Source organism: Streptomyces sp. NPDC096310 (assembly GCF_044763125.1).
GTDB lineage: Bacteria > Actinomycetota > Actinomycetes > Streptomycetales > Streptomycetaceae > Streptomyces.
In genome coordinates, this window is record NZ_JBIWFO010000002.1 from 608,606 (window position 1) to 623,027 (window position 14,422).

11 protein-coding genes, 1 tRNA gene and 1 pseudogene are annotated in these 14,422 nt (G+C 69.8%); 7 read left to right on the forward strand and 6 right to left on the reverse strand.

The window, feature by feature from the left end; translation table 11 throughout:
• Positions 1–79: 79 nt before the first annotated feature.
• Together ACIQ7D_RS08175 and ACIQ7D_RS08180 are read right to left on the reverse strand one after the other, a co-directional pair.
• Positions 80–787, reverse strand: coding sequence for an ATP-binding protein (locus ACIQ7D_RS08175; RefSeq protein ID WP_403934940.1), 708 nt, complete (start codon positions 785–787; stop codon positions 80–82).
• Between the two features lie 84 nt (positions 788–871).
• The gene (locus ACIQ7D_RS08180) at positions 872–1,744 is read right to left on the reverse strand and encodes a glycerophosphodiester phosphodiesterase (RefSeq protein WP_403934943.1); all 873 of its coding nucleotides are present in this window, start codon (positions 1,742–1,744) and stop codon (positions 872–874) included.
• Positions 1,745–1,960: 216 nt separating this feature from the next.
• Here ACIQ7D_RS08180 and ACIQ7D_RS08185 point away from each other — a divergent pair, with 216 nt between their 5' ends.
• The 3 genes from ACIQ7D_RS08185 (at position 1,961) to ACIQ7D_RS08195 (ending at position 5,440) form a co-directional block, all read left to right on the forward strand.
• On the forward strand, positions 1,961–3,583 hold the full coding sequence (locus ACIQ7D_RS08185) for a trypsin-like peptidase domain-containing protein (RefSeq protein WP_403934946.1): 1,623 nt from the start codon (positions 1,961–1,963) through the stop codon (positions 3,581–3,583).
• A gap of 304 nt (positions 3,584–3,887) precedes the next feature.
• A complete protein-coding gene (locus ACIQ7D_RS08190; protein WP_403934949.1) occupies positions 3,888–4,676 on the forward strand; it encodes a GntR family transcriptional regulator in 789 nt (262 codons plus the stop codon).
• Positions 4,677–4,681: 5 nt separating this feature from the next.
• Entirely contained in the window at positions 4,682–5,440 is a 759-nt protein-coding gene (locus ACIQ7D_RS08195; protein WP_403935100.1) for a glycosyltransferase family 2 protein, read from the forward strand.
• Positions 5,441–5,538: 98 nt separating this feature from the next.
• On the opposite strand, the gene ACIQ7D_RS08200 is transcribed toward ACIQ7D_RS08195, so the two are convergent.
• On the reverse strand, positions 5,539–6,462 hold the full coding sequence (locus tag ACIQ7D_RS08200; protein ID WP_403934952.1) for an FkbM family methyltransferase: 924 nt from the start codon (positions 6,460–6,462) through the stop codon (positions 5,539–5,541).
• 365 nt (positions 6,463–6,827) lie between these two features.
• Between ACIQ7D_RS08200 and ACIQ7D_RS08205 the strand changes: the two genes are divergently transcribed.
• Positions 6,828–6,917, forward strand: a tRNA-Ser gene (locus tag ACIQ7D_RS08205).
• A 177-nt stretch (positions 6,918–7,094) separates the two neighbouring features.
• On the opposite strand, the gene ACIQ7D_RS08210 is transcribed toward ACIQ7D_RS08205, so the two are convergent.
• The 3 genes and pseudogenes from ACIQ7D_RS08210 to ACIQ7D_RS08220 form a co-directional block, all read right to left on the reverse strand.
• Positions 7,095–7,961: a GNAT family N-acetyltransferase gene (locus ACIQ7D_RS08210; protein ID WP_403934955.1), complete on the reverse strand. Its 867-nt coding sequence runs from the start codon at positions 7,959–7,961 to the stop codon at positions 7,095–7,097.
• 88 nt (positions 7,962–8,049) lie between these two features.
• Positions 8,050–8,214: a hypothetical protein gene (locus ACIQ7D_RS08215; protein WP_403934957.1), complete on the reverse strand. Its 165-nt coding sequence runs from the start codon at positions 8,212–8,214 to the stop codon at positions 8,050–8,052.
• Positions 8,211–8,942: pseudogene (locus tag ACIQ7D_RS08220) on the reverse strand (radical SAM protein); the annotation flags it as partial. The pseudogene ACIQ7D_RS08220 and the gene ACIQ7D_RS08215, both read right to left, overlap by 4 nt.
• A gap of 114 nt (positions 8,943–9,056) precedes the next feature.
• Here ACIQ7D_RS08220 and ACIQ7D_RS08225 point away from each other — a divergent pair.
• Genes ACIQ7D_RS08225 through ACIQ7D_RS08235 form a run of 3 tightly spaced genes read left to right on the forward strand, consistent with a single transcriptional unit; the run spans position 9,057 to position 14,421 of the window.
• Positions 9,057–10,517 carry a site-specific integrase gene (locus tag ACIQ7D_RS08225; RefSeq protein WP_403934960.1) on the forward strand — a complete coding sequence of 487 codons (1,461 nt, stop codon included), beginning with the start codon at positions 9,057–9,059 and terminating at the stop codon, positions 10,515–10,517.
• A complete protein-coding gene (locus ACIQ7D_RS08230) occupies positions 10,517–12,250 on the forward strand; it encodes a hypothetical protein (protein ID WP_403934963.1) in 1,734 nt (577 codons plus the stop codon). Before ACIQ7D_RS08225 ends, ACIQ7D_RS08230 begins: the two co-directional genes overlap by 1 nt.
• Entirely contained in the window at positions 12,247–14,421 is a 2,175-nt protein-coding gene (locus tag ACIQ7D_RS08235) for a site-specific integrase (RefSeq protein ID WP_403934965.1), read from the forward strand. The genes ACIQ7D_RS08230 and ACIQ7D_RS08235 overlap by 4 nt, the downstream gene beginning before the upstream one ends.
• Position 14,422 lies beyond the last annotated feature (1 nt).

The window sequence follows — 14,422 nt, forward strand, 5'->3', positions numbered from 1 at the left end:
ACCCCCTCGTCCGGACGAACGCCCGTACGTCTGTAGTCCCGTACGTCCGTCCTGACGAGGGACACGGTGGCTACGCGCGTCAGTCCTTGTCGTTGCGGGAGTCCGCGAAATCCAGTCCGCCGAGATCGTCGATCCGGCTGAGACCGCGGAGGCCGTCGAGCCCGTCCAGCCCCTCGAAGCCGTCCAGCCCGTCGAGGTCGTCGAGGTCACCGAGCCCGGTCAGGGCGGGGGCCGTGACGCGGGTGGCGAAGTCCTCGCGGCGGTGGCCCTCGGTGACGATCACCCAGACGGTGACCTCACCGGTCGCGCTGTCCCGTACGCCCCACTCCTGCGCCAGCGCCGAGATGATGTTGAGTCCCCGGCCGCCGCGGGCCGTGACCGAGGGCGTGGCCGGGACGGGCCGGGTCGGGCCGCCGCCGTCCGTCACCTCGACCGTCAGCCGCCCCGCCTTGTCGACGCGCCACTCCGCGCGGATGTCGCCGTCGCCGATCTCCGCATGCCCGAGGGGTCTGCCGTGCCGGCACGCGTTGCTGACGAGTTCGGAAAGGATCAGTACGGCGTCGTCGACGACCGACTCCGACACCCCGCTGCGGCTCAACTGCTCCCGCATACGGTGCCGTGCCTGACCCACGCCCGCAGGGCCATGCGGAACGGCCATGCAAGACGACGTGGGTACTTCCTGTGTCACCACAAACGCCACCCCCGAGACCTCCTTTGCCCCACGCCACGGTGTGAATGCCCCAACGGCCTGAACCGGAAACCGGCCGGACACGAGGCTTTGACGCACTCGTACCGATCGCCTTTACGACGAACGCGCCGGTGCACACCCCGTCGCCATCCGTAGCGGCGCGGTGGCCGGTTGTGGCAGGCGTCAGACGGGCCGGCCGAGCTGGGTCAGCACCTGACGGGGGCGGTTGGTGATGATCGCGTCGACGCCGAGACGTACACAGAGGTCGACGTCCTCCGGTTCGTTCACCGTCCACACATGGACGCGGTGGCCCGCCTGCTGGAGCCGGGTGATGTAGCCGGGGTGGTTACGGACGATGCGCATCCCGGGCCCGGCGATGCGCGCGCCGGCGGGCAGCCGTCCGTCGCGCAGCCGGGGGGAGACGAACTGCATCAGGTACACGGTGGGGAGCTGGGGCGCGGCGTTCGCGATCCGGTGCAGCGAGCGCGCCGAGAAGCTCATGATCCGTACGCGGGATTCCGCGGCGCCTGGGGCATCCGCACCACCGGTGGCGTCCGCACGGCCGGTGGCGCCTGGGCCGCCGGAGGCGTCCGGGCCGCCGGGGGTGTCCAGGCCGAAGCGGCGCAGCAGGTGCAGCAGCCGGTCCTCCACCTGGCCGGCCCAGCGGGTGGGGTGTTTGGTCTCGATGGCGAGCTGGAGAGGGCGGCCGACGTCCGCGACGAGTTCGAGGAGCCGTTCCAGTGTCAGTACGGAGGTGAGTTCCGGGTCCCGCCAGTCCGGGCTCTCCTCGCTGTCCTTCCAGGAGCCGAAGTCGAGCGCCGCGAGATCGGCCAGCTCCAGGGCGGAGACCGCGCCGCGTCCGTTGGAGGTGCGGTTGACGCGCCGGTCGTGGACACAGACGAGATGGCCGTCGGCGGTGAGGCGTACGTCGCACTCAAGGGCGTCCGCACCGTCCTCGATGGCTTTGGTGTAAGCGGCCAGGGTGTGCTCGGGGGCGTCCTCCGAGGCTCCGCGGTGGGCGACGACCTGGATGCTGTGCTGTCGTGCTTGAGTCACCGCGTCATGGTGCCATCGTGACGGGGTAGACGGGTGTTCGACGGGGGCCGTTCCGGGGCCTACGCCAAGCGCGTCCGTAATGTCCGTAGTAAAGGTTGGCGGGCAGATGCACAGGTCCTGCTTACAGTGGTCTGACGTGCTGTGGGAAAAGCTGACCGCAGACACGTGCACAGCGGACTCTTGCCGAAGACCGAGTGGAACCGAGGAGAAAGAGTTGTGAGCACCGAGAACGAGGGCACCGCGGGCCCCGCCGTCCCGTCCGTACCTCCCGTACCGGATGCCGCTCCCGCGGGCACACCCGCGTCCGCTCCGCGAGAGGTCGCACGAGAGGCCGCGTCCGAGCCCACGGACCCGCAGCAGCCGGACCCGCGTCGGCAGCCGGACCACCAGCCGGCCACGCCCACAGGTGCGCGGCCGCCCGCCCCGCAGACGCCGGGCGCTGCGCCGGAGCAGCCCGCGGGCGCCCCGCAGCGGCCCGGCCAGGCGCCGCCGCCCCCGTACGCGGCCCCCGCCCCTGCCTACCCCGCGCCGGAGTACGCGGCGCCCACGCCGCCCCCGGGCCCCGTCCCGGCCGGCGCGTCCGTGGGCGCGCCCACCGCGGCGCAGTCCGCCGGGGCCGGCTGGCCGCCGCCCCCGCCCGTACTCCCCTCCTACGGAGGCGGCGGTGACGGCGCCGTCTGGGGCGCGCCGACGCCGGGCCACGAACCGAAGCCGCCGCGCGGCCGCGGGGGCGGGCTGATCGCCGCCGTGCTCGTCGCCGCACTTGTCGCGGGCGGGGTCGGCGGCGGCATCGGCTACTGGGCGGCGGAGAACAACGACGGCGGTGCCACGGATTCCACGACCGTCTCCGCCGCGGACGCCCCGAAGGAAGTCAAGCGTGACGCGGGTACGGTCGCCTCGGTGGCCGCCAAGTCGCTGCCGAGCGTCGTCACGATCGAGGCGAAGGGCGGCAACGGCGAGGGCGGTACGGGCACCGGCTTCGTCTACGACAAGGAAGGCCACATCCTCACCAACAACCACGTGGTGGCCTCCGCGGCCGAGGGCGGTGCTCTCACGGCGACCTTCTCCAACGGCAAGAAGTACAACGCCGAGGTCGTCGGCCGGGCCGAGGGCTACGACGTGGCGGTCGTGAAGCTGAAGAACGCGCCCTCCGGTCTCACCCCCCTTCCCCTCGCCAACTCGGAGCAGGTCGCGGTGGGCGACACGACGATCGCGATCGGCGCGCCCTTCGGCCTCTCCAACACGGTGACGACGGGCATCATCAGCGCCAAGAACCGCCCGGTCGCCTCCGGGGACGGCTCGGGCTCCGGCAACTCGTACATGAGCGCCCTCCAGACCGACGCGTCGATCAACCCCGGCAACTCCGGCGGCCCGCTGCTGGACGCGCGGGGCGCGGTCATCGGTATCAACTCGGCCATCCAGTCGGCGGGCAGCGGCGGCCTGGGCCAGTCGCAGGCGGGCTCGATCGGCCTCGGCTTCGCCATCCCGGTCAACCAGGCGAAGAACGTCGCCGAGCAGCTCATCAGGACGGGCAAGCCGGTCTACCCGGTGATCGGCGCGACGGTCACGATGACCGACACGAGCGAGGGCGCCACGATCGCCGCGCAGGGCGAGGGCGGTACGCCCGCGGTCTCCCCGAACGGCCCGGCGGCCAAGGCGGGGCTGAAGGCCGGCGACGTCATCACGAAGTTCAACAACATCCCGATCGACAACGGCCCGACCCTGATCGGCCAGATCTGGACCCACCAGCCGGGCGACAAGGTCACGCTCACCTACAAGCGCGGCGGCAAGGAGTCCACGGCCCAGGTCACGCTGGGCGAACGCGAAGGCGAAAGCTGAGGCAGAGCACGCGGTCCGACGCCGGGCCAAGGTCCGAGGCCGAGGCCCGGTCCGACACCGAAGCCGACACCGACACCGACGCGGACGCGAGTGCGGGAGCCACCTCCCCGGCTCCCCGTCGCCGCAGGTGAGGCGGGGCACCGACCATCCCGGTGCCCCGCCTCCGCGCGTCCGTACGGCAGCCGTGGCCGGCCACCCATGATCACCCATGATCGACTGCCTCGTATGCCGCGTCGTCCGAGTCGTCAGGACCTCCTGAGGAGTCGTATCCTGGCGTCGTTGTACGAAAGGGCGGTGAGCACTCATGGCCAAGGCGTACGAGCGGATCGCGGACGAGCTGCGGGAGTCCATCCGCGCGGGCGGACTCCGGCCCGGTGACCGTCTGCCCTCGGAGACCAGGCTCGCGGAGCGCTACCGCCGGAGTGTCCCCACGATCCGCGACGCTCTCCGGGTGCTTCAGGACGAGGGCCTGGTCGAGAAGCAGCACGGCCGGGGCAACTTCGTCCGCAGGGCCCGTACGAAGGTGCTGCGCGGCAACGCCCGCCACCAGTGGGAGAAGGACCGGGCGCACCAGCCCGAGGCCAAGCGGCTGGAGACGGGCTCCACCGAGCACGACACCGGCCTGTGCGTCGGTGATCTCGTCTTCCACGCGGCGTACCGCGAGACCAAGGCGGACGCGAGGGTCGCCGAGGCGCTCGATGTTCCTGAGGGAAGTGCGCTGGTGGAGCGTACGTATCGGACGCGGCACGCAGCCGAGACCGCGCCGTTCGCGCTGGTCACCTCCTACCTCGTCCGCGTGCTGGTCGAGTCGAACCCCAAGCTCCTGGACGCGGCCAACGAGCCGTGGCCCGGCGGTACGCAGAACCAGCTCCTCTCCGTCGGTATCGAGCTGGACCGCATCGAGGAGCGCGTGACCGCCCGGCCGCCGACCCCCGAGGAGGCGGAGGAGCTGGGGCTGCCGCCCGGGACGTCGGTCCTGCTGTGCCGGAAGACGTCGTACGACACCGAGGGCCGTGTGGTGGAGATGTCCGAGGTCACGCTCTCCGGCGACCGCACCGAAATGCTCTTCGTCACTCCCCTGGAAAGGTGGTGAGTGCCGTGCGCCGGCGCGTCATCGTCATCACCGCCGTTCACGCGCCGTCCGCACACTTCCTGCCGGAGGCGTACGCGTCGCTGCGCGCGCAGGAGTTGCCCGAGGGGTGGGAGTGGCACTGGCTGATCCAGGAGGACGGCCGCAGCGACGAGGTCGCCCCGTACGTTCCCGACGATCCCCGCGTGACCTTCACGCAGGGCCGGCCCGGCGGCCCGGGTACGGCCCGTACGCTCGCGCTCGCGCTGGCGGACGGTGAGTACGTCAAGGTCCTGGACGCCGACGACCAGCTGACGGCGGGGGCGCTCGCCCGTGACCTGGCCGCGCTCGAAGCCGACCCGACCATCGGCTGGGCGACGTCACGGGCGCTGGATCTGCTGCCCGACGGCTCAACGGTCGGCTTCGAGGGCGACCCGGAGGAGGGCGTGATCGAGCAGGGGGCCGTCCTCGCGTACTGGTCGACGCACGGCTACCGGGCCCAGGTCCACCCGGCGACGCTCTTCGCCCGCCGCCATCTCGTGCTCGCACTCGGCGGCTGGATGGCCCTGCCTGCCTCCGAGGACACCGGACTGCTCCTCGCGCTGGACTCCGTCAGCCGGGGCTGGTTCTCGTCCGGGACAGGGCTGCTCTACCGCAAATGGCCCGGCCAGGCGACCGGCCAGGCGGCCCACACCGACCCGGCCGAGCGCGACGCACGCATGGCGGTGGTGGAGGCACGGGCACGAGCCCTGGCGGGCCTCCGCTGGAGCTCACCGACCGCCGGCTGAGCCCGCTGCCGTACGCTCATCGGACGGATCACCTCCGCTGGCGCCGTACCGCACGACGCGACCGATGGCCGGCAGCGCTCCACGGAAGGCCCCTCGCGTCAGCCCAGCGTCTCGGCGTCCACCCGGGAGAAGATCAGGTCGCACTGCCCGGCGATCGGTCCACGCCACCGCTCGGGAACGATCGACGTGCTGCGGATCGCCAGGGGGTAGCTGTCGGGCAGGTAGTCGTTGGCGATCTGATAGGCGTTGAAGCCGTGTTCGCGCAGGGTCGCCCGCAATTCCTCGGCGGAGTCGCCGAGTTGAGCCATACGGCCCGGGGCCACCTCGATCGCGATCTCCACGTCCGGCCGCAGCTTGTCGAGCAGCGGCACCATGCCCCGTACGACGGACCCCTCGGCGCCCTCGACGTCGATCTTGATGACCCGGGCGCGGGTGATCTCGTCGGGCTCCAGCAGCTCCGTCAGCGCAACGGTCTCGATCTCGAAGGACGACTCGGCGGGCCCGTCGTAGGGGACGATGCTGTTCGCCCCCAGATTCGCCGAACTGGCCAGCACGAAGGTGACCTTCTTCCGGCTGTCGGAGACAGCGGCGTTGACCGCTCGTACGTTGCGGCAGTCGTTGAGCCGTACATGCTGCACCACCCGCTGATGGAACGCCGGCGACGCCTCGACGGCCACGACCCGGCCCGCGCTCCCCACGAGTCCCGACGCGAGCACGCTGTAGTACCCGATGTTCGCGCCGATGTCGACGAAGGTGTCACCGGGGCGGAGCCGGCCCTGCAGCCACCGCGTGATGTGCGGTTCCCAGACCCCGAAGAGATACAGGTACCGCTGGATGAAGTCCTGGGTGTCGACGGCGAACCGGGCGCCGAAGCGGGTCCGTACGACACGCTGCCGCGGGCGGTCCCGCAACCGAGGATTCACATACCTCGCGGCGAGCCACGCCTTCCCGAACGAGCCAGGGGCGTCACGCACATAGCCCCGGCCGAGCGTGCCCAGGGTGTCCGAGGTGTGGCTGGTCATCCGATGTCCCCTCCGTCCGGTCCCACGCGAACCGTAACGCCGAAGAGAACGGCTATGAGGACGCGGGAACCACTGTTGAGCTATTCACGCACGGACACGCTCGGGGTGTCGCCCCACCGACCCGATCGGCGCGCTCCACGACCACGTGGTCCGGTTTCTCCGTAGCTCGTGCGCCGTCGCGGAGGCCCCCGGACGAACCGCGGCCGCAGCGCCACACGCTCGTCCAGCAGCGCCCTCAACCTGCACCCACGAGCCATATGAGCCAGTCCGCATCGGACGGGCTGCCCCCTGCCCGCCTGCGCATACGCACCCGAGCCGGTCAGCCGGTAGGCTGTAGCCGCTCCGCCGCTGGTGGGCGGGGCGTGGGTGGGTTGCCCGAGCGGCCTAAGGGAACGGTCTTGAAAACCGTCGTGGCAGCGATGTCACCGTGGGTTCAAATCCCACACCCACCGCCAGGTGAGAGAAGTGGCAGGTCAGAGGGCGGGTCACCGAAACGAGGCCCGCCCTCTGTGTTCGCCTTGTCTCACCTCGTGCCCCTGTTTCCCGGTGTTGACCAGGGCGTGCGGGCCATGTGCGGGCCAAGATCGGCCCTACTCCTCGGCGCGAAGTCCCTGCTCAACGAGGCGGTTGCGCTACGCCGGTGTGGTGTGGGTGAAGCCGAGGGAGGTCAGTCCTTCGGCCTGGCACAGCCGGTCGGAGGGGCCGCCGACCTCGGTCTGGAGGAGCTGGTAGGCGGCACCGTGGGAGTGGCCCCAGTGCATCGCGGCCCGCCACAGGATGCGGCCCAGGCCCTGTCCTCGGGCCTCGGGCAGGACGGCGAAGTACTGGGGCATGAGCTGGGGGCGTCTGATCGCGTCGAGGCGTACTTCCATGGGGCCGATCGCGCCAACGACGCGGTCCTCGACGGCGGCGGCGAGGACCGGGCCGCACCGGTCGGCCTGCATCTGGGTGTGGAGGAAGGTCAGGCCATCGGTGGCCATCGCCTCGGCGAACGGCGCGAAGGTCTCCTGCACGGCGGCCGACCAGGTGGTGACGGGCCGGACCGGACCATCCGGGGCGGGGCAGGGGCCGGTGGCGAAGTCCTTCAGCTGGATACGGGTGCCGCGCGGGTGCGCGGTCTCGGGGCCGAGGGGGCATACGACCCGGGCATTGACCACGTCGTGCCTGGCAGCGAGCTTGGCGGCCAGCTCGGAGGCCTCATCCACGATGCTGTCGGGGAGCCCGTAGGCGAAGACCTTCACAGTGCCGCGTCCGCGCCGGGCCAGGGTCGGGATGAGGGTGTGCTCGGATTGGTGAACCACATCGCTGCGGAGGACTCTCTCGTCCTTTTCGCCGCCCCAGCGTCGGTCCTTGTCATAGGGAAGGAAGTCCGCGGTGTCGGCCGCTCGCAAGACGTCTTCGAAGAGGCTGACGGTCAGGGCGTCGGGGTGGACGGGACCGAGACTCGGCACGATCGGCGCGGTCAGTTGGGGCTGGAGCCAGTCCCAGCGGAAGAACATGAGCGGCACCCTAGCGGTGAGCCGGTCAGGGCTCAGGCCCCGACGCGAGTACGCCGGGGCCTGAACAGTGTTGACTGGATCGTCTCGGTCAGTGGGGGTTGTCGTCACCAGCATCGCAGGAGCATTCCGTGCTCTCCACGATCACGTCGAGGTCCTGGACGGCGGTGATCGACGCGGTCGCGACGGGCGGTGCCGCGCGGCGGGCCGAGGCCGGCGGGCCGGGGAGGATGGTCACCGGTACGGGCGGGGTCATGAGGCGTTCTCCTTGTCTCCGTGCTGGCAGTAGCTGTGCAGCGGCGCCTTCGCCTCCTGGTAGTGCTTGGCCAGGGGGCGGCAGACCCGGCAGGTGCCGGACAAGGCGCAGCCCTCGCACCCACCGGTGCGAAGCATGAGGCGGTCGGCGATGGCGCCGAGCCGGGTGAGGCCGTCGATGCCCTCGGTCATCAGGTCGATCCGGTCGTCGCGGCCGACCTTGCAGATCGAGACCTTGGCGTGAGGGTCGGCGTGGAAGAAGGTGTGTCCCGCGTTGCAGCCGGCGAACGGCTTGCGCTGCCGCAAGTGGGCGGCGGACTGGGCGAGCAGCGGCTCTCCGCCGCCGTAGATCGTGGGCGTCATGTTCGTGTACGCGTGGTTCTCGACGTTCCACTCCTCAGCGAGGGCGGCCATCTCGTCGGCCTCGGAGGCGTTGTCCTCGGTCACCACGACGTTGATACGCAGTGGCAGGCTCGCCTCGCGTGCGGCCTCCATGCCGCGTCGGAACGCCTTCCACGCTCCGCGCCGCTGGGTGAGCGCGTCGAAGGACTCCTCGCTCGCTCCGTACATACTGACGACCAGCCGGTAGGGCAGGCAGTCGCGGAAGAGCTGGAGGAGGTCCGGCCGCCAGAGCAGGGAGCCGTTGGTGGAGATGGTGAGCATCATCCCGGCCTGCCAGGCGTACCGGTAGGCACCCTGGAAGTGCGGATCCATGGTGGGCTCGCCGCCGTTGTCGCCGCTTAGCTGCGGTGTCTCTTTCAAGCCCTGCGCAAGCATTGAGGTTCGCTCAAAAGTGTTCTGTCGTTTGCAGTCGACTGTGTCTCATACCTAGAGTCGCCCGTCATGCAACAGACATTCTTCTCGGCTGATGGCTGGGAGTCCTGGGGTCTCGATGACAGGCCGGTGATCCCTGAGGGCATGCCGGTGCTCGTCGATGACGACCTGCTGTTTGAGGATGGAGGGGTACTGCGGCCGACCGTCGCCGTGAATCGGTGGCTGAGCGAGCTGCCGTCGAGTGGCTGCCCGTCACCGCGGTCGTGGCGGTACTACGCGCAGGTGTTGCGTGGATGGTTGGAGCATCTTGCCGCGCACGGGTTCGGCCCGTTTGAGGAGCGGACCCGTCTGAAGGCCGCGCTGAGTTCGTACGCGGTGTTCCGGGCGAGCGGTCCGCTGGAGCAGCGGATCGAGGCCACGACGTGGAACCAGCACATGAGCATCCTGTCCGGCTTCTACCGGTGGGCGGTGGCTGAAGGCGTCGCGTCGGCCGAGCCGTTCACCTACAAGCAGGCTCAGACGTTCTACGGCGATCAGGTACGCGAGCGGTCGGTGAACCTGGCGAACCGTCGTACCCCGAAGGCTCACGTGACGATCAAGTACCTGGAGGACGACTTCGCCGAGTTGTTCCTGCGTGCTCTGGCGGGGCTGCGGCCCGACGGAGGCGAGGACGAGGGCTTCCGCGGGAGGGAGACGGCCCGCAACGCGGCGGTCGGCCGGCTGGCGTTGTCGACTGGCCTGCGCCGACAGGAGTTCACCTACTTGCTTACGCCCGAGGTTCCGCCGCTTCCTCCCGCGCCGACGGCATTGCCGATCCCCTTCCCGGTGGCGGCCGGCATCACGAAGGGACGCAAGTTCCGCACGACCTGGATCGACTATGCGGCGCTGGCCGAAGTACACGGCTACATGGACCTGTTCCGGCCCCTCTCCGCCGAGGGTTCGTCGTGGCGTCCGCCTGCGCGATGGGGGGAGCCGCTGGTGGTGACCGAAGCGGATGCGCGAGGCGGGAGGGTCAACGGCAAGCGCACGCAGTGGGCTTCGCTGCGGCCGGTCGAGCGACGGCGCCTGGTCGCCCCCGACGGAGGCAGCATGTTGCTGGCCGTCCGGCACGACGGTGGCCCGTTCACGGCCTGGCCCACCGTCTTCGCCCGCACTTCGACGCGGATCCGCGATCGGCACGAACCCCGGTTCCCTCACGTCTTCGCCCACCGGCTGCGTCACAGCTTCGCGATGCGCACGTTGGAACTCCTGGTCGGCGGCTATTACACGCAGGCGGCGAAGCTCGTTCGCGATACGGATGCCGACGCCGCGCTGGCGCTCTACCTGAGCAAGGCCGATCCGTTGATGGTGCTGCGCGACCTGCTGGGTCACTCCAGTGTCCTCGTCACGGAAACCTATCTTCGGCGCCTGGACATGACCCGCATCTACAAGGACGCCTACGACCGGGCGGAACGCCTCTACGATCCCGCCGGCCGCGAGGCAGTCGCCCACGAGGTCGACGACGAGTTCGACGAAGACGAGGAGTGTTGATGCCCGCGCGTATCGTCGACGAGCCGCTGGGCATCGAATGCGTCCTGAGCAACGCCACCACGGTCACCTTGACCTTCGGCACGTGCCCCAATCCGGTCCTGGCCCGCGAGCTGCTCAGCGGCCTGGTCGGACTGGTCCACCCGCACGGGCGGGTCGATGCGCCCTCCACCGTGGAGATGTACGTCAACGCCGCCCGCGCGATGGTCAAGACCCTGGACGCCGACGGTTTCACGGGGTCTGCTGCGGGGCTTTCCCGGGCACGTCTCGCGGAGTACTTGTGGGGCCTGTCTCATCAGGCTGAAGCGGCCTGCCGTCGCATGCTGACCGTCTTCGATGAGGACGTACGGGTACTGCGGCCCGAGGTGCGTGAACTCGTCCGCGGCCGGGCGTTCAACCGGACCGTGGCCAGGGCACCGCTGGCTCCCTACGGAGAGCGGGAGTGGCAGCGACTGCAGGAAGCATGCCGTGCTGTGGTTCGAGAGTCCTACGCCGCTCACCAGCGGGCGCTCGCCGCCGCCGAGGACGGCCAGGATCCCCGCGAGGGTGGGTGGAGCGAACCGAACGCGCACTGGCAGCTTGTTCACCGCGGCCCGACCACCGCTGCCGAGATCGGCGCGGAGCTCGGCTGGAGCACGCCGTGGGTAAACCGGCAGATCCCCGAGCTCAGGCGGGCGACCACCGCTCTGTTCCCCGATGTCTCTGCGGCGCTGGCCTACCGGCTCCTGTTCGCCACTTACACCGGGGTCGTTCCCGACGGTGTCGACGATCTCAGCGTCGAGGGCCTGGACTGGGCCGGCGACGGGGTGGTCCTGCTCGACTACCTCAAGGGCCGCACGGCCAAGGAGAGTACGACGTTGAACCGGCGCGGCGTGCGCCTGCTGGAACAGTGGCTGCGGCACTCCGAACTGTCCCGGCGCCACGCTCCTCGCGAGTTCCGTGATGCCTTGTGGCTGCGGCACGTGCCCGGCAGCGTCGGGGGGCCGTGGCACACGACCCCCATTTCGACGTATCCGGTGCGGGCCTGGATGACCAAACACCAAGTCGTCGGCGACGACGGAAAGCCGCTCAAGATCCACGAGTCCCGCATCCGGACCACCTACCAGTCTCTGCGTGAACGGCGAAGCTGGTTCGGCAGCACCCGGGCCACCGTGGACCCGAACCACACTCCCCGGGTGGAAGGCGATCACTACCTGACCGTGACCACACCGGCCCAGAAGGACGCCGTCGAGACCATCATCGAAGAAGCTCAGGCCGACCTGCTCCGCAAATCCCGTCCGCCGCTGATCCTGACGGATGATCAGGCGGCGGACCTTGCTGGGGAACTTCCCGGGCTGGTCGCCGGGATGGACCTGGACGATTCGGCGCTTGCCGAGCTGCTCGGCGGCGAGCGCGACGTGTTCGTCGCTGCCTGCACCGATCCGCTCAGCGGCCTGCACGGTCCGGCGGGCAAGCCCTGCCCGGCACGACCGTGGATCTGCCTGCTCTGCCCATTGGCGATCTTCGCGCCACGGCACGTCCCGAATCTGCTGCGGATGAAGGCGTTCTTCTCCCGCCAGTGGAAGCAGACGCCTGCCGCCCAGTTCATGGCCGTCTTCGGCCCCTACGCGCAACGCGTCGATGAAGTCCTCGATGCCTTCCGCGCGCGTGACGCACAACTGGTCCTCCGCGCGGCCGCCACGGTGGCCGATACCGACGACGAACTGCCGCTGCTTCCCGAGGAGCGCACACAGTGATCAGACGCCACACCGCCGTGAGCACCGCGGAGCCCCCGGGCTCCGCATTCGCCGGGCTCGCTCTCTGCCCGGCGGTCGGATTCGCGCTTCCTCCCGGGCAGGCCGGGCCCGTCTTCGGGCAGGACGTCTGGGACTTCAGTCAGGTCACCGGGCTCCCCGCCTACATGAAGACGGCTGATCGAATCCTGGACTTCACCTCGATCCGCAACCCGCTCTGGCGGGTGGTCGCCAAGGAGTACGTCGCGGCCCTGATGCTCCCGGGCCATGAACGGGTCCGGGAACTCCCGAAAGCCGTCCGCACACCCCATACCGTGCAGACGTGCAACCTGAAGCTGAAGGAGGCCGCTCGGTGGCTGAACTGGCTCACCAGCCGTGGCATCTCCCGGCTCGGAGACGTAACGGAGTACCACTGCACCGCCTACGCAGCAGAACGTGCACGACGTCTCGACAAGGGCGGCGAGGTGATCGGGCAGCAGAGCCCGACCATGGCCAGGGCCGCGAACGTTGTCATCGAACTCGCCTACTACCAGGAGCTGTTCAGTACCGACCGCTATCCAGCTGACCTGCAGCCCTTCGACGGGCGCGCCGCCTCCACGGTCGCGGGCCTCCGCAGGACCAGGAACGGGGAGAACTCCACCCCCGTCGTCCCCGACGAGGTCCTGCAGCCGTTGCTCGGTGCCGCGCTCTACATGGTGCAGGTCCTCGCCCCGCACATCCTCGCGCTGCGTGACCAGGTCCGTGACCTTCAGCAGCCGGCACCGAGTCCAGAACCACGCGTCCGAGGCGTGGCCGTCCTGGAGGAAGTCGTACGCCGCCGGATCGCCGAGGCCCGGCCCCTCGACCGACTCCCGCAGGGACGTATCACCCTGCGTCTGTCCAAGGGCACGTTCGCGCCGGAGGATCCACTCCTGCAGGTGTCACTCGACTCGCTCGCCCGTGAAGCGGGACGCTCCGAATTCAACTACCGCCACCTACCGGCGCTACGTCCCGTGCTCCTGCGGGCCCTGGACGCGGTGGGAGTCGAGCAGCCATGGGGCCGGGACGCCGCCACGGTCATCCGGGCGGACGAACAAGGCGAGATCCCGTGGACGGCTCCGATTCCCGAAGATCAGGTCAGGACTCTGGAGCGTCAGCTGCGGACGGCATGCATCATCGTCACCGCGGCGGTCTCCGGGATGAGGATCAGCGAGATCGCCGAGCTCGCCGTGGGCTGCCGTCTGACCGAGGAGCCGATCCCGGGCATGGTCCGCTATCGCCTGGCAAGCAAGGTGATCAAGGGACAGCCGCTGGGCGGCACGGATGACGAGTGGATCGTCACGGAAGAGGTCCACCGCGCCGTCAAGGTCGCCGAGGATCTCATGGGCTCCGAGGAACCGGGAACCCTGTTGTTCGGGAACTTCGCCTTCAACCTGCTCTACAAACGCTTCCGTCGTTGGGTCAACGGCCCCAGCGGGCAAAGGCTCGGCCTATCTCCGATCCCTGAGCACCAGGTCAGCCTGCGTATGTTCCGCAGGACGCTGGCCGTGGCCCTGGCCTACCGGCCCGGCGGAGTGCTCGCTACCAAGATTGCTTTGAAGCATGTGTCCGTGGCGACGACGGAGGGGTACGCGAACCGGCCCGGCGGTGCTCAGTCCCGGCTCCTGGCCGAGGTCACCGCGGAGGAACAGCAACGCAACCTCGACCTGACGCTTGCCGAATACCGCAAGCACCAACAGGGGATCCAGCCCTCCGGGCCGGGCGCGAGGGACCTCGTGAAGTTCTTCGACTCGGTGGACAGCGCCCTGCACGAACAGACGAAGAAGGCCCCACACGTCGTGCTCAACGATCAGCAGATCCGCACCATGCTCTCCAAGCGGGCCTCCTCCCTCCACCTCGGCGTCGCCAACTACTGCTGGTTCACCGACCCGTCGCGGGCACTCTGCCTGAAGCTCGCCCAGACCCCGAACGCCAAGAAGCCGCTGATCGGGATGTGCGACTCCACGCGCTGCCCGCAGGCCACCCACCACGCCTGCCATCGACCCGTCTGGGCCGAGCACCAGACAACCACCAAGGTCTTCCTGGGCAACCTCGGCCGCGGACACAGAGCCGAACGCGAACGCCTGGAAGCCGACCTTGCCCGCTGCGAGCACGTCCTCGCCGAAATCGACAGCACCGCCGGAAACGGAGCCTGAC

Excerpts from the sequence above, each read along its gene's own strand:
- ACIQ7D_RS08225 (WP_403934960.1), top strand. The coding sequence starts at position 9,057 with ATGCAACAGACATTCTTCTCGGCTGATGGCTGGGAGTCCTGGGGTCTC.
- ACIQ7D_RS08210 (WP_403934955.1), bottom strand. The coding sequence starts at position 7,961 with ATGTTCTTCCGCTGGGACTGGCTCCAGCCCCAACTGACCGCGCCGATC.
- ACIQ7D_RS08215 (WP_403934957.1), bottom strand. The coding sequence starts at position 8,214 with ATGACCCCGCCCGTACCGGTGACCATCCTCCCCGGCCCGCCGGCCTCG.
- ACIQ7D_RS08230 (WP_403934963.1), top strand. The coding sequence starts at position 10,517 with ATGCCCGCGCGTATCGTCGACGAGCCGCTGGGCATCGAATGCGTCCTG.
- ACIQ7D_RS08190 (WP_403934949.1), top strand. The coding sequence starts at position 3,888 with ATGGCCAAGGCGTACGAGCGGATCGCGGACGAGCTGCGGGAGTCCATC.
- ACIQ7D_RS08200 (WP_403934952.1), bottom strand. The coding sequence starts at position 6,462 with ATGACCAGCCACACCTCGGACACCCTGGGCACGCTCGGCCGGGGCTAT.